The organism is Arthrobacter sp. YN (assembly GCF_002224285.1).
Lineage (GTDB): Bacteria > Actinomycetota > Actinomycetes > Actinomycetales > Micrococcaceae > Arthrobacter.
Genome location: NZ_CP022436.1, coordinates 486,691 through 508,697, shown reverse-complemented (window position 1 = coordinate 508,697; position 22,007 = coordinate 486,691). Strand labels below are relative to the sequence as shown.

The window sequence follows — 22,007 nt, the reverse complement described above, 5'->3', positions numbered from 1 at the left end:
AGGGTTTCCCATGCATTCCAAAGCTCCGCGCGAGAACATTGACGAGTCGAAGCTGACCGTCACCAAACCCAAGACCAAGGCCGTAGGCATCCCGGCTGTTGCCAACGCCCTGAAAATTTCGCTGGAACAGATGGGGCCGCTCCGCAGTGTCCAGACCCTGCTGGCAGTGAACCAGTTGGACGGGTTCGACTGCATGGGTTGCGCCTGGCCTGAACATGAGAAGCGCAATGCGGCAGAGTTCTGCGAGAACGGCGCCAAGGCAGTAGCCGAGGAAGCCACCCGCCGCCGCGTCACGCCCGAGTTTTTCGCTCAGCATTCCGTTGCCGAGCTCAAGACCCGCGATGATTTCTGGTTGGGCCAGCAAGGCCGGATCACCCACCCGATGTTCCTGGACGAAGGCGCAACGCATTACACGCCCATCGGCTGGGACGAAGCGTATGACCTCATGGCCGAAGAGCTCCGGGGCATGGACCACCCTGATCAGTCGGTTTTCTATACCTCGGGCCGGACGTCCAACGAGGCAGCGTTCGTGTACCAGCTCCTGGTGCGGGGCATTGGTACGAACAACCTCCCGGACTGTTCCAACATGTGCCACGAGTCCTCAGGCTCAGCCCTGGTGGAAACCATTGGCATCGGCAAAGGCTCTGTCAGCCTGACGGACCTGGAAACGGCGTCACTGATTTTCGTTGCAGGACAGAACCCCGGCACCAACCACCCGCGTATGCTCAGCGCCCTGGAGAAGGCGAAGAAAAACGGCGCGGTTATCGTATCCGTCAATCCCCTTCCCGAGGCCGGGCTCCTGCATTTCGAGAACCCGCAGCATGTGGCCGGAATGATTCAAGGGACCCAGCTGACGGACGACTTCCTGCAGATCCGTGCCGGCGGGGACCAGGCACTCTTCCAAGGCTTGGGCAAATACCTGCTGGAAGCCGAAGCTGCCGGTCGGAAAACCCCGGGCCTGCAAACGGTCCTGGACCACCACTTCATTGACAACCACACCGTGGGCATCGATGACTACCTGCGTTTCCTGGAAAAGGTGGAGTGGGATGACATCGTGGAGGCAACAGGCCTCACCCTGGAACAGATTCATGCAACGGGTGAGCGGATGCTCGCTTCCAGCGCCACCATCGTGTGCTGGGCCATGGGACTGACCCAACACAAGCATTCCGTTCCTACCCTTCGCGATGTAGTCAACGTCCTGCTGCTCCAGGGCAACATCGGTAAGCCCGGCGCAGGCGTCTGCCCGGTGCGCGGCCACTCCAACGTCCAGGGTGACCGGACCATGGGCATCTTCGAAAAGATGCCGGAGACCTTCCACGACCGGCTGGACCAGGAATTCGAATTCCGCTCTCCCCGCGAGCACGGCTTTGACACCGTGGCAGCCATCCGTGCCATGCGGGACGGGAAAGTCCGCTTCTTCATGGGGATGGGCGGCAACTTCGTGAGGGCCGCCCCTGATTCGGAGGTCACCGAGCTGGCCTTGGCCAACACCCGGTTGAGTGTTCAGATCTCCACGAAACTAAACCACTCGCATCTGTCCACCGGCCGCCGGGCGCTGATCCTGCCCACCCTGGGACGCACCGAGAAAGATACCCAGCGCACAGGCGATCAACGGGTCACCGTGGAAGATTCCATGAGCGCCGTCCATGCATCACGGGGACGCCTCAAGCCCGCCAGCGACCACCTCCACTCCGAAGTAGCCATTGTCTGCAACCTTGCGGACAGGCTGTTCACGGATGGGCACAGCCGCCTGCCCAACACGCCGCAGGCTTCCTGGCTGGCCATGCGGGACGACTACGCACTGATCCGCAAACACATCGAAGCCGTGTTTGACGGTTTTGAGGACTTCGAAGCGCGGATCCAGCACCCTGGCGGCTTTGTGCTTCCCCACCCGCCGCGCGATGCCAGGAAGTTCGATACCGCCTCCGGTAAAGCACATTTCACAGGCAACGAACTGGAGTTCATCAAGATCCCGCCCGGCCGGCTGGTCCTTCAAACCCTGCGTTCCCACGACCAGTACAACACCACCATCTATGGCAGGGACGACCGCTACCGCGGCATCCACGGCGGACGGCGCGTGGTGCTCATCAACGCTGAGGACATCACCGAGCTGGGATTTTCCGACGGGGACATGGTCCACCTGATCTCCGAATTCCAGGGAACAGACCGACGCGCCGAGAACTTCCGTCTCGTGGCCTATTCGACGCCGAAGGGATGCGCCGCCGCGTACTACCCGGAAACCAACGTCCTGGTGCCCCTCGATTCCGTAGCGGATACCAGCGGAACGCCCACGTCCAAATCCGTGATCATCAGGCTGGAGAAAGCTTAGGCCGCGCTGTACAGCATGAGCTGTGTCACATAGGATGACTGATATATCTATAAGGACTTCATGAAAATATCAGCTGTCCGGTTGTCCGTGAATGGTGCTTCGGTGGCCTGAAACCTGGGGAGGTATTTCTTCACCGAAGCACCACTTTCGGACCATTGGGCAGCAGATTTCAGCAACAGCCAAAGAACAGGGAGTGACCATGTCAGGAAACAGAGCAGTCGCCTACAAGGAACCCGGTGTCGTGGAAATCATTGACACTGACTACCCAACGTTTGAGCTTAAGGACGGACCGGGTGTCAACCCCGCAAACGTCGGGCGGAAAGTACCGCACGGCGCGATCCTCCGCACCGTGACCACCAACATCTGCGGTTCGGACCAGCACATGGTCCGTGGCCGCACCACAGCTCCACAGGACCTGGTGCTCGGCCACGAAATCACCGGCGAAGTGGTGGAGGTGGGACCCGACGTCGAGTTCATCAAGGTGGGCGACATCGTCTCGGTGCCGTTCAACATCTCCTGCGGCCGCTGCCGGAACTGCAAGGAGCAGAAGACCGGCATCTGCCTCAACGTCAACCCTGACCGCCCCGGCAGCGCCTACGGCTATGTGGACATGGGAGGCTGGGTGGGTGGACAGGCAGAGTTTGTGCTGGTTCCCTACGCCGACTGGAACCTGCTGCGCTTCCCGGACCGCGATCAGGCCCTGGAAAAGATCATGGACTTGACCATGCTCTCGGACATCTTCCCCACGGGTTTCCATGGCGCAGTCACTGCCGGCGTCGGCGTGGGCTCCACGGTGTACGTCGCAGGTGCCGGGCCCGTGGGCCTTGCTGCCGCCGTCGGCGCTCAACTGCTGGGCGCCGCCGTCGTGATTGTGGGCGACATGAACGAGGACCGGCTGGCGCAGGCGCGCTCCTTCGGCTGCGAAACCGTCAATGTGTCCAATGGCGATCCGAAGGAACAGATCGCGCAGATCCTCGGCGTTCCCGAGGTGGACTGCGGCGTGGATGCGGTGGGCTTCGAAGCCCGCGGCCACGGTAAGGATGCCTCCCACGAAGCCCCCGCCACCGTGCTGAACTCCCTCATGGACATCACGGCCGCCGGCGGATCCCTGGGCATCCCCGGGCTCTACGTCACCGGCGACCCGGGCGGAATCGACGACGCCGCCAAGCACGGCTCCCTCTCGCTGTCTCTTGGTACCGGCTGGGCCAAGTCCTTGTCCTTCACCACTGGCCAGTGCCCGGTCATGAAATACAACCGTCAACTGATGATGGCCATCCTGCATGACAAGGTCCAGATCGCCAAGGCAGTCAACGCCCAGGCCATCCCGCTCGAGGACGCTCCCCGCGGCTACGCCGAATTCGACGCCGGAGCGGCAACAAAGTTCGTACTGAACCCCAACGGTTACGTGAAGGCCTAATTCACCACCGGCTCAGTACGCACCACACGGGTACCGGGGACTGCGCGGCAAGCATTACGGGAAGGCCGGGCAGTCCCCGGTATCTGCGTTAAGACAGCAGCACCACCTCAGGAAGCGAAGATCCATGCTTACCCAAGAAGTCGCCGCCGGCACTTCCGTTTTCCGGCGGCACGCACCCACCTGGGCCGAAGCCCGCCACTTGGCCTACCACTGCGGCGGCCCGCTCCCTCCCGTGAACGTCACCCTCCGGGAAGCTATCGGACGAACCCTGACCAGCGCAGTCACCGCGCAACGGAACCTTCCCCACTATGCGTCGTCAGCCATGGACGGCTGGGCCACCCATGGCAGCGGTCCATGGACCCTCACCGCGCCAGGGCAGCAACTCTCCCCCGGAGAAGCCAGCGTCATTGCCACCGGCGGCCTCATACCCACCGGCGCCACAGCAGTCCTGCGCAAGGAAAGCGGCCACGTCTCCGGGGACGGATCCGGCATCCAACGCCTCACGCTGACAGCTGATGCGACGCCGGACGAGGCACGTCCCGGCCGGCACATCCGTCCAGCGGGGGAAGAAGCCTCACCCGGCGACGTCCTGATCCCCGCCGGCACACACCTCAACCCTGCACACATCGCCCTGGCCGCCGTCGCGGGCCATGATTACCTCCAGGTACAGCGCAAGCCGAGGGCCGCCGTCGTACTGACCGGTTCGGAAGTAGTGACCTCGGGCGAGCCGACACCGGGGCAGGTCCGCGACGCGTTCGGACCGCAACTTGATGCGGTCATCCTGCAGTTGGGCGCAGAGCCCACTGGCCAACTCCGGATTGGCGACTCTTATGAGGAATGGCTGGCAGCGCTGGGAGATGCCCCTGGGGGCTTACGGCCGGACGTCACCATCACCACCGGCGGGACAGGCAAATCCGGGACAGACCATTTCCGCGATGCCATTGCTGCGCTCGGCGGCAGGCTCCTCCTGGACGGCATTGCCATGCGACCCGGTCACCCTGCCGTGTTGGCTGAACTTCCAGATGGCCGATTCGTCATCGGACTCCCGGGGAATCCGCTGGCCGCCATGATGGCGCTCATGACCCTCGGCGAACCCCTGCTGGCAGCACTGGGAAACCGGCCTCTTCGGGCAGCCCGCCTGGTGACGTCCGGGGCGGACATCGATCCTTGTCCAGGGCGGACGCGGCTGATGCCCTGCACTTCCATCCACGACCTCGCGTTCCCCACGTCCCGCACGGGTCCGGGGATGATGCGTGGGCTTGCCTGGGCTGACGGCTATATGGCTGTTCCCCCCGAAGGGGTGGCGGCCGGCGCGCCTGTTTCCGTCTTGCCGCTTCCATGGACAGCTCCCAGCGCATAGATGAAGCGAGGCCCCAGGCGTGAAAGGGCCCGTGCAAAACTCCGTCTAGGATGAGGAAAGACGAGCGTGCAGGCCGGACAGCGCAACCAGCCCAGGTCGGCCTGCCTGGACAACGACACGAGGCATCATGGCCGCACGCAGCAACCCGGAGATCGACAAGGACGCAGACGCCCAAGGCGGCGGCGTCCAATCTGTGGACCGTGCGCTCCAGATCCTGGAAATCCTGGCCCGCGAAGGGGACGCCGGAGTCAGTGAAATCGCGGAAGAAATGGGCATCCACAAATCCACCGTGTCCAGGCTGGTGGGCTCCTTGGTCAACCGGGACATCGTCAGGCAGAACAGTGAGCGCGGCAAGTATCAGCTGGGCTTTGGGATCCTCCGCCTGGCATCCTCCATTCCCGGCAGGCTGAGCGTGGTCCATGAAGCACGGGAAGTCCTGGAGGCGCTGGCGGCCGAGTACAAGGAGACCGTCAACCTGGCCGTCCTGCGATCGAACTACGCCGTCAACGTGGACCAGGCCATGGGACCCTCAACCCTGGCCACCTACGACTGGGTGGGCAGCCTGACGCCGCTGCACGCCACGTCCAGTGGCAAGGTCCTTCTTGCCGCGCTGACCGCCGACGAACGCAACCAGATTCTCAAGGCCGTGGGCTTGCCCGCGCGTACGCCGCGGACCGTCACCAACCGTGGAGAGCTGGAAAAGCAGCTGCTGGACGTGGCCCGCAACGGGTACGCCACTGTCCACGAAGAGTTTGAAATTGGCCTCACTGCCATCGCCGTGCCCATCTTCAACCACGCCGGAAGCGTAATTGCCGCCGTCAGCGTCTCCGGACCGGCGTTCCGGTTCTCACCGGAGGACCAGCCTGGGCTTATTGAGGGCCTCCGGGAAGCCGGACTGACTATCAGTACCCGGATGGGCTACAGGCGGCGCTAGCGCTACCCTCCCTTGCTGGGGACGCGCTATTCGCAACGCAACCCATGATACGCAACGTTTTACTTCCAGCCAATTGATATATCAATCTGCTGTTAAAGAGCGCGGATCCCTTGACTTTGGATGTGACGGAGCGCACTCTGTTGCATAGCGCGGATGTTGTTGATTCCTGCGGAACACGGTTTGGAGCCTTCAACCGCCCCCGTCCCACGAACCAGAAGAGGTGCATCATCCCTATCGCCTGCCCGCTCCGTGACCGCGCACCCGGGGAGGCGCCACGGCCCGCCATGACCATCGGATCGGAGGAAGACCCAACCTTCCCACCGACCCATTCACCAAGGCCTCGTAGAAATTCAGGCTCATGACACGCCGAGCAAAGGACCCGCTCATGGCTACAAACAGTGACACAAAACCGCTGACACCCGAGGAATTACCTGCCGACGATCACGTTGCAGGTACCCCGGGTGCAGCCAGCCCGACCAACCCCGCACACGCGGAGAACCCTGAAGCCGTCATCAGAGTCTCCCCCGACGACACCAACCTGGCAGCCCTCAACGCTGAGGACGGAGGCGTAGATCCCCTCTCCGATTCTGTAGAACACGAACAGATCATGGAAGAGCTGCGCCACGCCAAGACCGAGCAGGCCGTCTCGGCCCGCCGGAACCGCAAACTTACCCTCGACAAAGTCACCTTCGGGATCACGGGCGCCGTCGCCGTCGCCTTCGTGGTCTGGGGCTTTGTTGGACGGGACAGCCTCTCCGATACCTCCAAGGGCGCCCTGAACTGGGTCATGGAGTACACGGGCTGGCTCTTCATGGTCCTCGCCTCCCTGTTCGTCGTCTTCGTCCTGTGGCTTGCCCTCGGCAAGTTTGGCAATATCCCGCTGGGCAAGGACGGAGAGAAGCCCGAGTTCCGAACCATCTCCTGGGTGGCCATGATGTTCGCCGCCGGCATGGGCATCGGCCTCATGTTCTACGGTGTTGCCGAACCGCTGTACCACTACATCTCACCGCCACCCGGAACCGTGGACGGCCGCACGCCCGCGGCCATCCAGACCGCCATGGCTACCTCGATCTTCCACTGGACCCTGCACCCCTGGGCCATGTACGCCGTAGTTGGCATCGCGATGGCCTATGGCACCTACCGCCTGGGCCGCAAGCAGCTGGTCTCTGCCGCCTTCACCTCACTGTTCGGCATCCGCATGGTGGAAGGCCCGCTGGGCAAGTTCATCAACATCCTGGCCATCTTCGCCACGCTCTTCGGAACTGCCGCCTCGCTGGGCCTCGGCGCCCTCCAGATCGGAAGCGGCATGACGTCCAACGGTTGGCTGGGTGAAATCGGCACCCCGGTGCTGGTGGTCATCGTCGCCATCCTGACGTTCTGCTTCGTGGCATCAGCTGTTTCAGGCATCAGCCGCGGCATCCAGTGGTTGTCCAACATCAACATGGTCCTGGCCGTTGTTCTGGCCCTGATCGTGTTCGTCGCAGGACCCACCTTGTTCATCCTCAACCTGATCCCCTCAGCCGTGGGTGACTACGCCCGGGATTTGGCCGAAATGTCCTCGCGTACCGAAGCTGTGGGAGACGACTCCCTGCGTAGCTGGATGACCAGCTGGACCATCTTCTACTGGGCCTGGTGGATCTCCTGGACGCCCTTCGTGGGAATGTTCATCGCCCGCATCAGCCGCGGCCGCACCATCCGCCAGTTCGTCACTGGTGTCCTGCTGGTGCCGAGCGTAGTCAGCGTGATCTGGTTCGGCATCTTCGGCGGCGCCGCCTTCCACGTGCAACAGGAAGCGGACAAGGCCGGCACTCCCGGGCTTGTGACCATGGTGGACGGCGCTCCCTCCATCAACTTCGATGGCGCCCTCTTCGACCTCGTCAAGAACCTGGGCATGCCCGGCTGGCTGACAGCATCCGTCATTGTCCTGGCCATGGTCCTGGTGGCGATCTTCTTCGTCACCGGTGCCGACGCAGCTTCGATCGTGATGGGATCCCTCAGCTCCAATGGTGCCGAGCACCCGCGTCGAGGAGTGGTCATCTTCTGGGGAAGCCTCACCGGCGCAGTGGCAGCGGTCATGCTGCTTGCCGGCGGCGATAAACCATCGGAAGCGTTGTCCGGCCTGCAAAGAGTGACCATTGTGGCTGCCCTGCCATTTGTGATCGTCATGCTGTTGCTCTGTTTCGCCCTGGTCAAGGACCTTCGCCGTGATCCCCTGCAACTGCACAAGCGTCTGGCCACCTCCGTGGTGGAACGAGCCATCCGGACGGGCGTCGAGCAGCACGGCGGCGTTCAGTTTGACCTCGTCACCAGGCACGACTGCGCTGAAAAATGCACGGAGTCCGACTGCTCCGGGGGAACACCCACGGGAACCATACCCCTGGTTGGCAAGCCACCCCAGGACTCCAACACCAAGTAACCAGCTTTGACTGCCCCCTTCACACATCAGAAAGGCTGATCCATGCCCAAGACATCGGACCAAGGTACGCTCCGTCTCAACACCCGGGCCAGTCGCAATACCCGAGCCAACGAGGATGTGACCCTCACTTTGGACTCATCCAAGCCAATGACAGTCCGGATTGAGGTTGACCACTGCCCCTGCGGATCGGAACACAACAGGGCCGGCTCCTACGTCGACAGTGACTTCGGCCGCTAGGCCTCACCACAACGCTCCGCAACACAACAAAGCAGGCGCCGGATTCCGGCGCCTGCTTTGTCGTGTGTCTTTTGTGTGGTGTCTCTAAAGCCCTATGGCCTATTTGGGCATCAGCACTGAATCGATCAGGTAGACCGTGGCGTTGGCGGTCTGGACGCCACCGCAGATCACATTGGAAGCTCCGTCAACCGTGAGGGCATCCTTGGTGCCGGCAACCGTCACTTCGCCACCCTGGACAGTCTTGTGGGTGCCGACGATCTGGTCCGGGGTCAGCTGACCGGGGACTACGTGGTAGGTGAGAATTTTGCTCAGCAGGGCATCGTCCGTCTTGAGCGTCTCGATTGTTGCGGCGTCGATCTTGGCGAAGGCATCGTCAACCGGTGCGAACACCGTGAATTCGCTGCCGTTCAGGGTGGAAACCAGGTCAACCTTGGGGTTGAGCTGACCGGAAACGGCGGCGGTCAGGGTCTTGAGCAGCGGGTTGTTCGATGCTGCTACGGCTACCGGATCCTTAGCCATGCCCGTTACCGAACCGGCACCATCCGGAACCTGTGCGGCGTAACCGGCGCAGCCGGGGCCAACAAGGTTGGCGGCCGGATCCATGGCGGCACTGCTCATGGCGGAGGCCGACGGCGAAGCAGACGGCATGGCTGAGGACGTCTCCGGAGCGGCAGATGCCGAGGAAGGCGAAGTGGAGGTGCTGGAACCACCACAGGCAGTGAGACCGAGAAGGGCGGCTGCAGTGAGGCCAACGAAGGCGAGGGCGGGGCGCTTTGTGGACAACATGTCATTCTCCTTGTTTTTGGAACCAGGGCGTTGGGTCCATTGGGTGGTGGGACACTGGCTGCTGATGCTGCTTTTGCTTCACCGGCGGTTTGTGTCTCACCAGCTATTCGGAGGGTGGGACGGGGTGGATGGGTGCGGATTGAAAAAGTTTTTTAAATCAGCCCGCCACACCGCGGCCGCCCTGTTCCCTGTTTGTCTCGCCGGGGCGGGTCATCTGTGGTCTCCGCAGATCGAGGTGGCTCCATAGCGCGCAGAGGAAAAGAACCACGCTGATAATGGCCGTGCCCGGAGTGATGCCGTCAACGAGGAGAACCACCACTCCCCCCACGCCGCTCACGGCACTCAGCACGGTCCTCAGATGGGTGAAAGAAGCTCGGCTCGAGGCGCTCACTCGTTCAAGACGCCCCAGCCACCTCACAACCGGTACAAGCGCACACGCAACAGCCACAAGCCATAAGGGCCGGCTCAGCCACCACTCCGCACTGCCGGGAGTAGGCAGGTGCATCTGTATCACCAGCAGCAGACCCGCAATCGACACCATCACCGGCATGTGCCAGAGATAGATGGTCATCGCCTTGGAACCCACCAGGCCCACAAGGGACATGGCGCCGGACTTTGCGGCCCACACCCTGATCCGCTCTTGAGCAAGGGAGAAGAGCATGAGCTGCGCGATTGCCAGGAGCGCAAGGGCCCCTGTTGGTGGGTTCAGGTTGCTGAACATGTCCCCTGAGTACCAACCAGAGGCGAAGAGGTACGCCATCAGCATCAGCGCCAGCCCTGCGGCCCATTTCCGCACCAGACCGGAGATCCGGCCCACCGAACCATCGGCAAGCCAGAAGCCCAGTTGCTGGATGAAGAGCCACACAAAGGCAAGGTTGGCGTACCCGAGGACAGGGAGTTCCAGGCTCAAACGCCCCGCATCTACCGCGGCGATAGCCAACCCCAACCCCAACAGCGTACGGAGACGCGCCTTCCCGTGAGCGAATGCCAGCAGGGGAACAAGCGCTGAACATCCGAGGTAGACGGCCAGGAACCACAAAGGCTGGCTAATCCGGTACCCGGCCGTTTCAACAATCCCTGAAGGTACCCCGGCCAACGTCAGAACCACCAGGCCCACTCCTACCGATGCCACCACCACCACTGCGGGGACGAGGAGCCGGACCACCCGAAGCCGGATGTAGTCGCCGGCAGTGCCACCCCGAAGCTGCATGCGACGCCATTGCGAGATTGAACTGAACCCGCCCGCAATGAAAAACAGCGGCATGACCTGGACCGCCCAGGACAAAGAGGCGAACCAAGGATTTCCGTCCAAGGCATTCTCGAAAACGGGCCCTTGGGGACCTATGCTCACTCCAACCATCAGGGCGTGAAGTGCAACCACCACCAGAAGGCAGAAGCTTCGGATGACATCCACACTCACATCCCGCGTCGACTTATTCGCTGGGCCGCACAGGTCCCTGTTGCTCGAAACCCCGACGGTTCCAAGGGCCGTTTCCGCCGGTAAAACTGCTGGTGCAGTTGCGTTGCTTTTCATGTCTTCGACGCTACGGAGCGGCGAAACCGATCACGATGGTGTGGGCCACCCACTTAAAGGTGGAGCTGGCTATACCGACAGGTCTCCTGCCGCTGCGGCAGACTTGGGGTCATGATCAAACCCCGTTTTCGGCCATGGCTGCGTGCCTACGGTTATCTTGTTGGCGAGCTGTTCACCAGCATCATTTCCATGGGCATGTTCATGGTTTCTGCGCTCCTCATTCCGCTGTTCCTCTTCAGTGGAGGATGGCTCGTCGCGCCCAAGGCGGTAGCCGGCTTGCGCTGGTGGGCGGCGTTGGCCCGCCGTCGAACATTCAGCTACACAGCTAAGCCCGTAACCGAAAGCTACGTTCCCATTCCCAACAACCCGTCGTTCGAAGAGCGCCTCCGTTTGGTCTTTTCCCGCAGCACTGGCCGGGACTTGCTATGGCTGGTGGCTCATGGGCTGGGAATGCCGATCGTCGCACTCCTGTGTATCGGATTCCCTTTTGCCGCTGTGAACTCGCTGCTCATTCCCGCCTACTGGTACCTCCTTCCCGCGGATCAACCTGTGGTCAGCCTCTATCCCGTGACGTCGTGGGGCGGTGCTTGGTGGATGCTGTTGATCGGAGCCGGGTACGCAGTAATCTCCTGGTGGTTGATTCCGGGAGCCGCCGCTGGGCTTGCCTGGGTGCAGGGGAAGATGCTGTCCCTACCTGCGAGCTCGTACCTGGCCGAGCGGGTGACGGCGTTGACTGCCAGCCGTGCCGCTGCGTTGGATGCGCATTCAGCAGAGCTCAAAAGGATTGAGCGCGATTTGCATGACGGCGCGCAAAATCGCTTGGTGGGCGTGGTCATGATGCTGGGGCTGGCCGAGCGAACTCTTGAAAAGAGTCCCGACGACGCACTCCCCCACGTCCGTAGGGCCCAGCAAGCGGCCACCGAGGCTCTGGCGGGGTTACGGACGGCGGTTCACGATATTCACCCGCCGATCCTGGAGGAACTTGGCCTTGAAGGCGCGCTCTCTGCGTTGACGGGACGTTCAGCGATCCCTTGCAATTTGATGGTCTCGGATCTGCACCGAGTACCGGCTGCACTGGAATCAGCCAGCTACTTCATCGTTGCCGAAGCCTTGACCAACGCCAATAAGTACAGTTCCGCCACCCGCATGTCCGTGGTGGTCAAACGGGACCCCTCTGCTGATCGCCTCCTGATCTCGGTGGAGGACAACGGCCATGGCGGAGCCGTGGAACGTCCGGGTGGCGGGCTCGCAGGAATTCGACGCCGGGCGGCTGCTTTTGAGGGCATCCTCGATTTTCAGAGCCCGGCCAACGGACCAACAACGGTAAAGGTGGAGCTGCCGTGCGGGTTGTGATTGCCGAGGATGACGCGCTCCTCCGGGAAGGCTTGTCACTTCTCCTCAAGAGCGAAGGCTTCGATGTGATCGCTGCCGTGGACAACGCCGTCGACTTCCTGGCTGTCCTGGACGACGCAGACGCCGCCGTTCTGGATGTGCGGATGCCTCCCACATTCACCAATGAAGGCCTTGTGGCAGCACGTGAAGCTCGACGCCGCAGGCCCGGTTTTCCGGTGTTGGTCCTTTCCGCGTATGTGGAGGACCGCTACGCCGGTGACCTGTTGTCCGAGGGTGCGGCCGGACTGGGTTACCTGTTGAAGGAGCGGGTGGGCAAGGTTGCCGAGTTCACCGACACCCTTCGGCGGGTTGCCGGCGGTGCAACCGTCATGGACCCTGAAGTGATCTCGCAGCTGATGAGCCGCCGCGGGGCCAGCGATCCCGTCAGCACCCTCACGCCGAGGGAACGCGAAGTCCTTGGCCTCATGGCAGAAGGACTGGACAACGTTTCCATCGGAGCCCGCTTGGTGGTCACTGAAACTGCTGTGAGCAAGCACATCGGCAACATCTTCCAAAAACTGCAACTGTCCACCATGGACCGGGGGCATCGGCGGGTGTTGGCAGTGCTCGCGTACCTCCGAAGCTGAGCTCATGAAAGTTCAGAGCCGTTGCCTGCATCCAGCCCCAATGACAGGATGGTCCGCATGGCTATCGAGGTCCGACCCGCGACGGTGTTCGATGACGTGAAAACCATAGTGGGGCCCAAGAGCCCCGACTCCAACGTGTGCTGGTGCCTGAGCTACCGGATCCCCTCGAAACTGAACCAGGAACTCCAAAAACAGGAGCGGGGAAATTACGTCAGGAAGCTGGTCTCAGAGGACCCGCCTCCCGGCGTTTTGGCGTACGACGGCGACGAAGTAGTCGGGTGGGCAGCGGTCCACCCGCGTGCGGACACCAGTTTCGCGAAGAACCGGAAGATCCCCCACCTTGACGACGCCGAAGTGTGGTCGGTGTGGTGCCTCCGGGTGCGGCCGGGGCATCGCGGCAAGGGTATTTCCCATGAGCTTCTGCGCGGGGCCATCGACTTCGCCAAGAGCCACGGCGCCCCTGTGCTTGAGGGTTATCCCGTGGACAACAAGGGCGGCAAGGTGGATCTGACCATGGCGTATGTAGGTACCCGCAGGCTCTTCGAGAAGGCCGGCTTCAAGAAGGTCGCCGAAACCACCTCGGTGCTGAATGGCTTCCCCAGGGTCCTGATGCGCCTGGACCTCAACTAGCGCCCTGCAACCGTGCCGTCATCCGGTGCGCTTCCTCAAGTAACAGCCTGCCCAGGAACTCCTGGCGGTCCGGACGGAACCTGGGCTCAATCCCGGTCAGCGAAAGAGCCCACGCCGGCTGGCCCTGCTGGTCAAACACGGCGGCTCCCATTCCCCAGCTACCCTCCAGGATCAGCCCCGGATTGACGGAGTACCCCGCCAACCGCGTCCGTTCCAGGTTGTCCCGCACCACGCCAGCAGGATGCCCCACGGCGAAATCGCCGGCATGCGCTGCCCACTTCTCCAACAGTGATTCCTGTTCTTCCGGGGGAAGGAAGGCCATGATCGCGGTCCCCGCAGAAGCCACCCCCAGCGGGAAACGAACCCCTTCGTGCAGGACAAACGACCTCACGGGAAACGCACCCTCTTCACGCAGGACACAGATGGTTTCGTTCCCACGGCGGATGGAGAAGAACGCACTCTCCCCCGTTTCCGCAGCCAGCCTGCGCAGCGATGGACGGGCGATGTCCTCCATGGGGAACCGTGCAGCCGCCACTGATCCCAGCAGGAAGATCTCCGACCCCAGCACCCACTTGCCGGCGTCTTGCTCCAGCAAACCTTCGGCAGCCAACGAGGTCAACAGCCGGTGCACTGTTGGCCGCGTCAACCCGGATTCGCGCACCAGGCCCGCCAGGGACATGCCTTCCGGCTTGCGGCCCACCAGCCGCAGCAGCTGCGCCACCCGGCCGACAACCTGCGCTCCTTGTACCGCCACAGCACCCTCCTGAAGATTTCATCCATAATATGGACACCCTTGAGCCTAGCGTCCACACCGTGAGTAGCCAACACTGCGAAGCGTTGCGTCAACACTGGACGAAACCTAGGCTCAGTCCCAAGCGAGAGAAGTCCACAAAGTGGACGCATCATTTAGAAGCTCAACGAGGAGTTCGGAATGTCCACCATGTACGCGAATGCAGCCCAAGCGCTGCAGAACCTGATGGCAGACGGCCTGACCATCGCCGTCGGTGGCTTCGGCCTGAGCGGCATCCCCGCTGACTTGATCGATGCCGTCCGGGAATCGGGTGCCAAGGACCTCACCATCGTTTCCAACAACATGGGGGTGGATGGCAAGGGTCTCGGCGTGCTGATCGAGGCCGGCCAGGTCCGGAAGGTCATTGCTTCCTACGTGGGCGAGAACAAGCTTTTCGCCGAGCAGTACCTTGCGGGGAAACTCGAGGTCGAATTCACGCCGCAGGGCACCTTGGCTGAGCGGCTCCGCGCCGGCGGCGCCGGCATCCCCGCCTTCTACACGCGCACCGGTGTGGGAACCTTGGTTGCCGAAGGCAAGCCGCTGGAAGAGTTCGACGGCGTCACGTACGTCCGCGAGCGCGCCATCACCGCCGACGTCGCGCTGGTTCACGCCCACACGGCCGATACTGACGGGAACCTGATCTACCGCTACACCGCCCGGAACTTCAACCCGGTGGTGGCCACCGCCGGAAAAGTCACCATCGCCGAGGCCGAGCTCATTGTGCAGCCGGGCGAGCTGGATCCCAACCACATCGTGACCCCGGGCGTTTACGTGCAAGGACTGGTCCAGGCCACCGCACGGGTCAAGGACATTGAACAGCGCACAGTCCGGCCCCGCCCCGGGACACAACGCCCCGAAGCCCTCACGGTTTAGAAGTAAAAGGAGCATTCACCATGGCATGGACACGTGACCAAATGGCCGCCATCGCGGCCGAAGAACTGAACGACGGCGACTACGTCAACCTCGGCATCGGCATCCCCACGCTGGTGGCCAACAACCTGCCCGACGGCGTGCGGGTGGTTCTCCAAAGCGAGAATGGCCTGCTCGGCATGGGCCCCTTCCCCTATGAAGGCGAGGAGGACGCGGACCTCATTAACGCCGGCAAGCAGACCGTCACCATCACCCCCGGCGGGAGTATCTTCGATTCCGCAACGTCGTTCGGCATGATCCGCGGCGGGCACGTGAAGGTGGCCATCCTGGGGGCCATGCAGGTCTCCGGATCCGGCGACCTCGCCAACTGGACCATCCCCGGCAAGATGGTCAAGGGCATGGGCGGAGCCATGGACCTGGTAGCAGGGACGCCTCGCGTCGTGGTCCTCACCGAGCACAACGCCAAGGACGGCTCGGCCAAGATCGTCACTGAGTGCACCCTCCCGCTCACGGGACTCAAGTGCGTTGACCGGATTATCACGGACCTCGCCGTTTTTGACATCGAAGAAACGCACGACGGCGGCACCCGCCTTCTGCTGACCCGCCTCGCCCCGGGCGTCACGGTGGAGGAGCTCCGCAGCAAGACAGACGCGGAGTTCACGGACGCGCTCACCTCTGAAGAACACACGCTTGAAGGAGCCAACGCATGAGCCTGAAAGACCAGTTCGGCAAAGACATCCTGCTCACGGGATGGGGACACAGCAAGTTCGGCAAGCTGACGGATGACACCTTGGAGTCGCTGATCGTCCAGGTGGCCGGCGAAGCCATCAGGAATTCCGGGCTGGATCCCAAGGACATTGACGAGATCTACCTCGGCCAGTTCAACTCCGGCATGCAGCCTCTGGGCTTCACGTCATCGCTGGCCCTCCAGTTGTCTTCTGACCTTGCCAACGTTCCCGCAACGCGCACTGAAAACGCCTGCGCTTCCGGATCGGCTGCGTTCCAGCAGGGCGTTAAGGCGGTGCTGGCCGGAACCGCGCGCAACGTCCTGGTGATCGGCGCCGAGAAAATGACCGACGCCGGAGCGGATGTGGTGGGGGCAGCCCTCCTCGGCGCTTCATACGAGATGGCGGGCAAGGCGTCCTCCACGGGATTCACTGGCCTGTTCGCTGAGGTGGCCAAGCACTACGGGAAGCGTTACGGGGCCGGAATCAGTGGCCCGGGGTTCGAAGGCGGCCTCGGCGATGTCCTGGGTTCCATTGCCGCCAAGAACCACCGGAACGGCATGGACAACCCGTACGCCCAGATGCATCGCGACTTCGGCGAGGAATTCTGCCGCACCATTTCCGAGAAGAACCCCATGGTGGCCGAGCCCTTGCGCCGCACGGACTGTTCGCCGGTCTCCGACGGTGCTGCCGCCGTCGTGCTGTCAACCTCGGCAACCGGAGGCGCAACTGCACCTGTGCGCCTTGCCGGGTTCGGTCATGCGAACGACTTCTTCCCCGCGGAGAAGCGCGATCCCACCGAGTTCGCAGCCACCAGAGCATCCTGGGAGCGGGCTTTGACCATGGCCGGTGTCGGGCTGGATGGCCTGGACTTCGCCGAGGTGCACGACTGCTTCACCATCGCCGAGCTCATCATGTACGAGGCCATGGGGCTCACCCCTCGCGGCGAAGGTGCGCGCGCTGTCCAGGAGGGTTGGGTATACAAGGACGGGAAGCTGCCCATCAACGTCTCCGGCGGACTCAAAGCCAAGGGACACCCGGTAGGCGCGACAGGCGTGTCGCAGCATGTCATCGCGGCGATGCAACTCACGGGCACCGCGGGGGACATGCAACTCCCGAATGCCCGCCGCGGTGCCGTGCAGAACATGGGTGGCGTAGGCATCGCCAACTACGTGAGCGTGCTGGAAGCCGTGTAGTTACCGGTTCCGGATCAGCTCCGCGATCTCCGTAAACCCGAGCCGCTCTGCGTTCTGCAGGGCGGTTCGGCCTTGGGGGTCACGAATATCCGGGTTGGCTCCCGCCGCAAGGAGTTGCCGGACCACATCCTGCTGGTTCGGTCCCCCATGGTTGAGCAGGATGGCTTCCTGCATGGCGGTCCAGCCCAGGTTGTTGACATGGTCCACGGGCACACCGGCCGCAATGAGGATCCGGACGGTGTCCGTGTGCCCGTGCTCGCTCGCCGGGATCAGCGCAGTGCCGCCGTACCTGTTGGTGCTGCGGACATCCGCTCCCGCATCCAACGTCAGCTGCAGGACCTCGTTGAAGCCTTCCGCACCCGCGTAGAGGAAGGCAGAGTCCTGGATGTCGTCCTTGGCGTTGACGTTTCCGCCGGCCGCGATAAGTTCGCGAACCCTCGCGGCGTCATTGGCTTTCGCGGCAAGGATCAGGAGTCGGTCGGTTTCCATCTGGGCCTCCGGTGACAGTTGGGGCGGCACAGCAGCCGACGACGCCGGGCCGGGACTTGGGCTCGACGGCCCAGCCAGGGTGGGGGCTGTCGCGGCTGAGCTGCTGGCTACGGGAGCCGGCGTCGGGCTGGAAGGCGGGGCGGCCGCCGTCGTACATCCGGACAGCAGCCCGACCACCAGCAATCCCGCCCCAACCCCGGAGTTTTTGTACAGATAACGCCCCTAAAACGCTTCCATAAGGGCGGTATCTGTACAAAAACTCGAGGATTCATGGCTACTTCGCTGCCGTGGCCAGGGCCTCAGCGCCGGCCGTGGCGCAGGCTTCGTCGAGGGCGCCGTCGGGTGCGCCGCCGACTCCGATGCCAGCCACCGACACGCCGTTGACCTTCACCGGGACGCCGCCGGCCAGGAACAGGGTGCCGGGGAGGTCGGCGATGGACGGGCCGTTGCCGTTGATGCGCTTGGCGAGCTCGCTGGTGGGAGCACCGAATGCTGCGGCCGTGTAGGCCTTCTGCTTGGCGGCTTCGATGGTGTGCTCGGCGGCGTTGTCACCGCGAAGGAGCGCCTGGACGGTGCCGAAACGGTCAACCAGGGCCACGGTGACGAACGGGAGCTTGTCCGCCTGGCACTTGGCGAGCGCTGCGTTGACGGCGGCACTCGAAGCACCCACGGAGATACGGTTCTGGGCAACAACGTTCTCCGGTGCCGGCTGTACTTCTGCGGCAACTTTCACGGGTGCGGCAGCCGGTGCTGCGGCGGGTGACACGGCGTTGGCCACGGCAGTAACACCGCCGGTGAGCAGCAGTGCTCCGGCAGCGGCGGCGGCGATCATCTTGTTGGACTTCTTCACGGGGTTCTCCTTGTAGTGAACGTCGGGTGCAGTGGTTGGCATCGGGTACATCTCCATGCTTCCGCGGACGCCCCCAAGGCCACATCGCCCGGTCGCCGTTCCCGGGCTCAGCCTTTCCGTCATCGGTATCAGCCCAAAGGTGGAGAGATCAATGCCCGCGCGGGACCTAGCATGGGAAGATGCCCACTGCCCCTCCACAGCCGGCGCCGAGCATCCGCCTCGATGGCCGCATCGATGCTGTAGTGCATCTGGGCTTCGCCGTCCTGATGGTCGCTTCGGCAGTCCGCTACGTCATGCGGCACTCCCCCGCCGACAACCTCTGGACGGTGGCGTTGGCTGAAACCGTCTGTGTCCTGTACGCGGTCACAGCACTGCTGGCCCGGCGACGGGAACGTGGCCGGCGGCAACCCGGCCAGCCACGCCGGCTATGGATTCCGTGGATGATCGTGTTGGTGGCAGCGTGGGCGGCGCTCGTCATTGCCGCCCCCAGCTTCGCCTGGTGTTCCTTCGCCATTTTCTTCCTTACCCGCACCGCTTTCCGTGGGTGGGCCGCCTATGTGGCGGGTGGGGCGACGGCGGCCGCCACCGCCGTCGGACTCTTCAGGATGAGCGACTGGACAGACATCGCGATGCTGCTGGGTCCGCTCGCCGCGGGCGCCCTGCTCACGTTGATTTACGACAAGATTGAGCGCGACCAGGAACGGCTTGCCGCCGGCGAGCGGGAGGCCGGAGTCGCCGCCGAGCGCGAGCGCGTTTCCCGGGAAATCCACGACACCGTCACCCAGGGCCTGGCCAGCAGCCTGCTCCTCCTCGAAGCTGCCCAACGTGCCTGGCCCGCTCCTGCATCGAACCAGGACGTGCGCAAAGCCGCGGATCTGTTGCGACGCAACCTCGCCGATACCCGCAGCCTGGTGCACGAACTCTCCGCCCCCGGCCTGGAAACCGGGCCCATCCCCGAAGCGTTGGAACACGCAGCCCGGCAGTACGTGGAGACCATCCGTGTCCAGGTCACCGGAGATCCGCGGCCCCTTCCTTCCGAGGTCCGGCACGCCCTGCTGCGCGTCACCCAGAGCGCCGTGGCCAACATCAAACTCCATGCCCGCGCAGGCCACGCCAGCGTGACCCTTGGGTACCTTCCGGATGCGGTCACCTTGGACGTGTACGACGACGGCCGCGGCTTTGATCCCGGAGCGGTACCTCCGCCGTCGGAAACCGGAGGATACGGGCTGCGGGCCATGCGGCAACGCGTGGAACAGTTGGGCGGAGAATTGTCTGTGGAGAGCTCGCCCGGCGAGGGCACCATCATCGCGGCGCAACTGCCGGTCGGGCCGCCCGCACAACCAGCCAACGGCACAAAAGAGGTGGCCCTGTGACCAGCATTTCCGTGGTGCTCGTGGACGACCACACGGTAGTCCGGAGCGGACTCAAGGCATTGTTGGGCACCCAAGCCGATATCGCCGTCGTCGGGGAAGCCGCCTCCGGTGAGGAAGCGCTGGTAGCGGCGCAGCAGCATGCCCCCGACGTCGTCCTCATGGACTTGGCCATGGGCGCCGGGATGGACGGCATCGAAGCCATCAAACAGCTCCGCCGGCGAACCCCCAAGCAGGCGATCATTGTGTTCACCACCTACGACTCGGACGCAGACATCGTGCGCGCCGTGGACGCCGGCGCCATGGGCTATCTGCTCAAGGACGCGGCCCCGGAGGAGATCTTCGCGGCGGTTCGCGGGGCTGTGCAGGGGAAGAGCGTGATGAGCGCGCCGGTGGCCTCGCGGCTGTTCCAGCAACTGCGGAACCCGGATGAAATCCTCACCCCGCGCGAGGCTGAACTGCTCAGCCTGCTGACCGAAGGCCTCAGCAACCGTGACCTTGGAAAACGCCTCTTTATCTCGGAGGCAACCGTCAAGACCCACCTTGCCCACATCTACGCCAAACTGGGCGTCGAGACGCGGGCAGCGGCCATCGCCACAGCTATCCGGCGCGAGGGGATGCGGTAGGAGACGCGGTTGGCTACTCTGGCCCTATGTCGGACGCAGCGGATCGCAAAATGTTCAAAACCCCGGGAACGGCTTTGATCGTCCGGGGAGTCCTCGCCATTGTTTTTGGCCTGTTGATTATTGCCTTGCCCAGCGCCACTGCGTTCGTAGTGATCGTCATGTTCGGGGTCTTCGCGATCATTGACGGCATCACCAGCGTGGCACATTACTTCTACGACCCCGCAGGCCGGTCCCGTTGGACCATAGTGGGCGGCCTGATCTCCATCGCTGCCGGCATACTGGCCATTGCCTGGCCGGGAATTACGGCCGCGGCAGTGGGCGTCCTCATCGGTCTGTGGGCTCTGGTGCTGGGTCTTTCACAAATCGTGCTGTCCCTGGCCGCCAGGAATTTCGTCAGCAACTGGGGAATTTGGTTCCTGACCGGCCTCATCACCACCGTTTTCGGCATCTTCGTGCTGGTGAACCCAGGCCTGGGCTTCCTGAGCCTGGTGTGGATGTTGGCAGGGTTCGCGATGGTGACGGGCCTGCTGCTCATCGCCTCCGGCATCGGGCTGCGCAAACTGGCCCACACGGAGCCGTTGTATGGCCACTAGGGTCGCGGTAAAAAGCCGTCAGGGGATGCGCTCAGCGCCAAGTTCGGTAAGTTAGTGGCTGTGAAGATAGCTACTTGGAATGTGAACTCCCTCCGCGCCCGTGCAGACCGCGTTGAAGCCTGGCTTGAGCGAAGCGACTGCGATGTCCTGGCCATCCAGGAGACCAAGTGCAAGGACGAAAACTTCCCGTGGGAGCTCTTTGAGCGTATGGGCTACGAGGTTGCCCACTTCGGCGTGAACCAATGGAACGGCGTTGCCATAGCCTCCCGTGTGGGACTGGAAGACGTTGAACGAACGTTCCTGGACCAGCCGGCGTTCGGCAAGGCCGGCAAGGATCCCGCCCAGGAAGCCCGCGCCATCGCCGCTACCTGCGGCGGCATCCGCATCTGGAGCCTCTACGTTCCCAACGGTCGTTCGTTGGACGACGAACACATGCCGTACAAGATCAAATGGCTGGACGTCCTGCAGGGCCACGCCGCCGAATGGGTCAAATCCGATCCCACTGCGCAGATCGCCCTCATGGGTGACTGGAACATCGCGCCGTTCGACGACGACGTGTGGGACATCGAACTGTTCCGCACCAACAATTACACCCACGTCTCCGAACCTGAGCGCGCCGCCTTCCACGCTTTCGAAGCCGCCGGATTCACCGACGTCGTCCGCCCTTACACTCCGGGCCCCGGCGTCTACACGTACTGGGACTACACGCAACTGCGCTTCCCCAAGAAGGAAGGCATGCGGATCGACTTCTGCCTCGCATCCCCGGCACTGGCTTCGCGGGTCACCGGCGCCTCCATTGACCGCGAGGAACGCAAGGGCAAGGGCGCTTCGGACCACGCTCCCGTGATCGTGGAGCTCGCAAACTGAGTACACATC

21 protein-coding genes are annotated in these 22,007 nt (G+C 63.2%); 16 read left to right on the top strand and 5 right to left on the bottom strand.

What is annotated here, in order from left to right; all coding sequences use genetic code 11:
* Positions 1–10: 10 nt before the first annotated feature.
* From CGK93_RS02455 to CGK93_RS02430, 6 genes are all read left to right on the top strand, one after another.
* Positions 11–2,329 carry an FdhF/YdeP family oxidoreductase gene (locus tag CGK93_RS02455; protein WP_089593448.1) on the top strand — a complete coding sequence of 773 codons (2,319 nt, stop codon included), beginning with the start codon at positions 11–13 and terminating at the stop codon, positions 2,327–2,329.
* A 199-nt stretch (positions 2,330–2,528) separates the two neighbouring features.
* Complete coding sequence (gene fdhA, locus CGK93_RS02450; protein WP_026005570.1) at positions 2,529–3,746, top strand: formaldehyde dehydrogenase, glutathione-independent; 1,218 nt, start codon at positions 2,529–2,531, stop codon at positions 3,744–3,746.
* 124 nt (positions 3,747–3,870) lie between these two features.
* The gene (locus CGK93_RS02445) at positions 3,871–5,106 is read left to right on the top strand and encodes a molybdopterin molybdotransferase MoeA (protein WP_089593447.1); all 1,236 of its coding nucleotides are present in this window, start codon (positions 3,871–3,873) and stop codon (positions 5,104–5,106) included.
* A gap of 127 nt (positions 5,107–5,233) precedes the next feature.
* Positions 5,234–6,040, top strand: coding sequence for an IclR family transcriptional regulator (locus CGK93_RS02440; RefSeq protein WP_089593446.1), 807 nt, complete (start codon positions 5,234–5,236; stop codon positions 6,038–6,040).
* 385 nt (positions 6,041–6,425) lie between these two features.
* Positions 6,426–8,456, top strand: a complete 2,031-nt coding sequence (locus CGK93_RS02435) for a BCCT family transporter (RefSeq protein WP_232481522.1) — start codon at positions 6,426–6,428, stop codon at positions 8,454–8,456.
* A gap of 42 nt (positions 8,457–8,498) precedes the next feature.
* On the top strand, positions 8,499–8,693 hold the full coding sequence (locus tag CGK93_RS02430; RefSeq protein ID WP_089593444.1) for a hypothetical protein: 195 nt from the start codon (positions 8,499–8,501) through the stop codon (positions 8,691–8,693).
* 99 nt (positions 8,694–8,792) lie between these two features.
* On the opposite strand, the gene CGK93_RS02425 is transcribed toward CGK93_RS02430, so the two are convergent.
* The gene (locus CGK93_RS02425; protein ID WP_089593443.1) at positions 8,793–9,479 is read right to left on the bottom strand and encodes a fasciclin domain-containing protein; all 687 of its coding nucleotides are present in this window, start codon (positions 9,477–9,479) and stop codon (positions 8,793–8,795) included.
* A gap of 157 nt (positions 9,480–9,636) precedes the next feature.
* A complete protein-coding gene (locus CGK93_RS02420) occupies positions 9,637–10,893 on the bottom strand; it encodes an acyltransferase family protein (RefSeq protein ID WP_157731573.1) in 1,257 nt (418 codons plus the stop codon).
* A 231-nt stretch (positions 10,894–11,124) separates the two neighbouring features.
* On the opposite strand from CGK93_RS02420, the gene CGK93_RS02415 reads away from it, so the two are divergent.
* From CGK93_RS02415 to CGK93_RS02405, 3 genes are read left to right on the top strand one after another with little or no spacing between them, the layout of a single operon-like run.
* Positions 11,125–12,366: a sensor histidine kinase gene (locus CGK93_RS02415; RefSeq protein ID WP_089593441.1), complete on the top strand. Its 1,242-nt coding sequence runs from the start codon at positions 11,125–11,127 to the stop codon at positions 12,364–12,366.
* Positions 12,354–12,992 (top strand): response regulator transcription factor, encoded by a 639-nt coding sequence (locus CGK93_RS02410; protein WP_089593440.1) that lies wholly within the window; start codon positions 12,354–12,356, stop codon positions 12,990–12,992. The genes CGK93_RS02415 and CGK93_RS02410 overlap by 13 nt, the downstream gene beginning before the upstream one ends.
* Positions 12,993–13,049: 57 nt before the next feature.
* Positions 13,050–13,622, top strand: coding sequence for a GNAT family N-acetyltransferase (locus tag CGK93_RS02405; RefSeq protein ID WP_089597127.1), 573 nt, complete (start codon positions 13,050–13,052; stop codon positions 13,620–13,622).
* Here CGK93_RS02405 and CGK93_RS02400 read toward each other — a convergent pair.
* Complete coding sequence (locus tag CGK93_RS02400) at positions 13,615–14,376, bottom strand: IclR family transcriptional regulator (protein ID WP_089593439.1); 762 nt, start codon at positions 14,374–14,376, stop codon at positions 13,615–13,617. The genes CGK93_RS02405 and CGK93_RS02400 overlap by 8 nt on opposite strands.
* 177 nt (positions 14,377–14,553) lie before the next feature.
* On the opposite strand from CGK93_RS02400, the gene CGK93_RS02395 reads away from it, so the two are divergent.
* From CGK93_RS02395 to CGK93_RS02385, 3 genes are read left to right on the top strand one after another with little or no spacing between them, the layout of a single operon-like run.
* The gene (locus CGK93_RS02395) at positions 14,554–15,285 is read left to right on the top strand and encodes a CoA transferase subunit A (protein WP_089593438.1); all 732 of its coding nucleotides are present in this window, start codon (positions 14,554–14,556) and stop codon (positions 15,283–15,285) included.
* Between the two features lie 20 nt (positions 15,286–15,305).
* Complete coding sequence (locus CGK93_RS02390) at positions 15,306–15,992, top strand: CoA transferase subunit B (RefSeq protein WP_089593437.1); 687 nt, start codon at positions 15,306–15,308, stop codon at positions 15,990–15,992.
* The gene (locus CGK93_RS02385) at positions 15,989–17,203 is read left to right on the top strand and encodes an acetyl-CoA acetyltransferase (RefSeq protein WP_089593436.1); all 1,215 of its coding nucleotides are present in this window, start codon (positions 15,989–15,991) and stop codon (positions 17,201–17,203) included. Before CGK93_RS02390 ends, CGK93_RS02385 begins: the two co-directional genes overlap by 4 nt.
* On the opposite strand, the gene CGK93_RS02380 is transcribed toward CGK93_RS02385, so the two are convergent.
* Entirely contained in the window at positions 17,204–17,905 is a 702-nt protein-coding gene (locus tag CGK93_RS02380) for an ankyrin repeat domain-containing protein (protein WP_089593435.1), read from the bottom strand.
* A gap of 61 nt (positions 17,906–17,966) precedes the next feature.
* Positions 17,967–18,542 (bottom strand): GlcG/HbpS family heme-binding protein, encoded by a 576-nt coding sequence (locus CGK93_RS02375; RefSeq protein ID WP_198318437.1) that lies wholly within the window; start codon positions 18,540–18,542, stop codon positions 17,967–17,969.
* A 179-nt stretch (positions 18,543–18,721) separates the two neighbouring features.
* Between CGK93_RS02375 and CGK93_RS02370 the strand changes: the two genes are divergently transcribed.
* The 4 genes from CGK93_RS02370 to CGK93_RS02355 are packed head-to-tail and all read left to right on the top strand — an operon-like array spanning position 18,722 to position 21,998.
* On the top strand, positions 18,722–19,915 hold the full coding sequence (locus tag CGK93_RS02370) for a sensor histidine kinase (RefSeq protein ID WP_089593434.1): 1,194 nt from the start codon (positions 18,722–18,724) through the stop codon (positions 19,913–19,915).
* Complete coding sequence (locus CGK93_RS02365) at positions 19,912–20,538, top strand: response regulator (protein WP_089593433.1); 627 nt, start codon at positions 19,912–19,914, stop codon at positions 20,536–20,538. The genes CGK93_RS02370 and CGK93_RS02365 overlap by 4 nt, the downstream gene beginning before the upstream one ends.
* Before the next feature lie 26 nt (positions 20,539–20,564).
* The gene (locus CGK93_RS02360; RefSeq protein WP_089593432.1) at positions 20,565–21,131 is read left to right on the top strand and encodes an HdeD family acid-resistance protein; all 567 of its coding nucleotides are present in this window, start codon (positions 20,565–20,567) and stop codon (positions 21,129–21,131) included.
* Positions 21,132–21,191: 60 nt separating this feature from the next.
* The gene (locus CGK93_RS02355) at positions 21,192–21,998 is read left to right on the top strand and encodes an exodeoxyribonuclease III (RefSeq protein WP_089597124.1); all 807 of its coding nucleotides are present in this window, start codon (positions 21,192–21,194) and stop codon (positions 21,996–21,998) included.
* Positions 21,999–22,007: the final 9 nt, after the last annotated feature.

What these genes read in the sequence shown, in the direction of transcription:
- CGK93_RS02455 (WP_089593448.1), top strand. Translation starts at nt 11, where the DNA reads ATGCATTCCAAAGCTCCGCGCGAGAACATTGACGAGTCGAAGCTGACC.
- fdhA (WP_026005570.1), top strand. Translation starts at nt 2,529, where the DNA reads ATGTCAGGAAACAGAGCAGTCGCCTACAAGGAACCCGGTGTCGTGGAA.
- CGK93_RS02445 (WP_089593447.1), top strand. Translation starts at nt 3,871, where the DNA reads ATGCTTACCCAAGAAGTCGCCGCCGGCACTTCCGTTTTCCGGCGGCAC.
- CGK93_RS02440 (WP_089593446.1), top strand. Translation starts at nt 5,234, where the DNA reads ATGGCCGCACGCAGCAACCCGGAGATCGACAAGGACGCAGACGCCCAA.
- CGK93_RS02435 (WP_232481522.1), top strand. Translation starts at nt 6,426, where the DNA reads ATGGCTACAAACAGTGACACAAAACCGCTGACACCCGAGGAATTACCT.
- CGK93_RS02430 (WP_089593444.1), top strand. Translation starts at nt 8,499, where the DNA reads ATGCCCAAGACATCGGACCAAGGTACGCTCCGTCTCAACACCCGGGCC.
- CGK93_RS02425 (WP_089593443.1), bottom strand. Translation starts at nt 9,479, where the DNA reads ATGTTGTCCACAAAGCGCCCCGCCCTCGCCTTCGTTGGCCTCACTGCA.
- CGK93_RS02415 (WP_089593441.1), top strand. Translation starts at nt 11,125, where the DNA reads ATGATCAAACCCCGTTTTCGGCCATGGCTGCGTGCCTACGGTTATCTT.
- CGK93_RS02405 (WP_089597127.1), top strand. Translation starts at nt 13,050, where the DNA reads ATGGCTATCGAGGTCCGACCCGCGACGGTGTTCGATGACGTGAAAACC.
- CGK93_RS02395 (WP_089593438.1), top strand. Translation starts at nt 14,554, where the DNA reads ATGTCCACCATGTACGCGAATGCAGCCCAAGCGCTGCAGAACCTGATG.
- CGK93_RS02390 (WP_089593437.1), top strand. Translation starts at nt 15,306, where the DNA reads ATGGCATGGACACGTGACCAAATGGCCGCCATCGCGGCCGAAGAACTG.
- CGK93_RS02385 (WP_089593436.1), top strand. Translation starts at nt 15,989, where the DNA reads ATGAGCCTGAAAGACCAGTTCGGCAAAGACATCCTGCTCACGGGATGG.
- CGK93_RS02370 (WP_089593434.1), top strand. Translation starts at nt 18,722, where the DNA reads ATGCCCACTGCCCCTCCACAGCCGGCGCCGAGCATCCGCCTCGATGGC.
- CGK93_RS02360 (WP_089593432.1), top strand. Translation starts at nt 20,565, where the DNA reads ATGTCGGACGCAGCGGATCGCAAAATGTTCAAAACCCCGGGAACGGCT.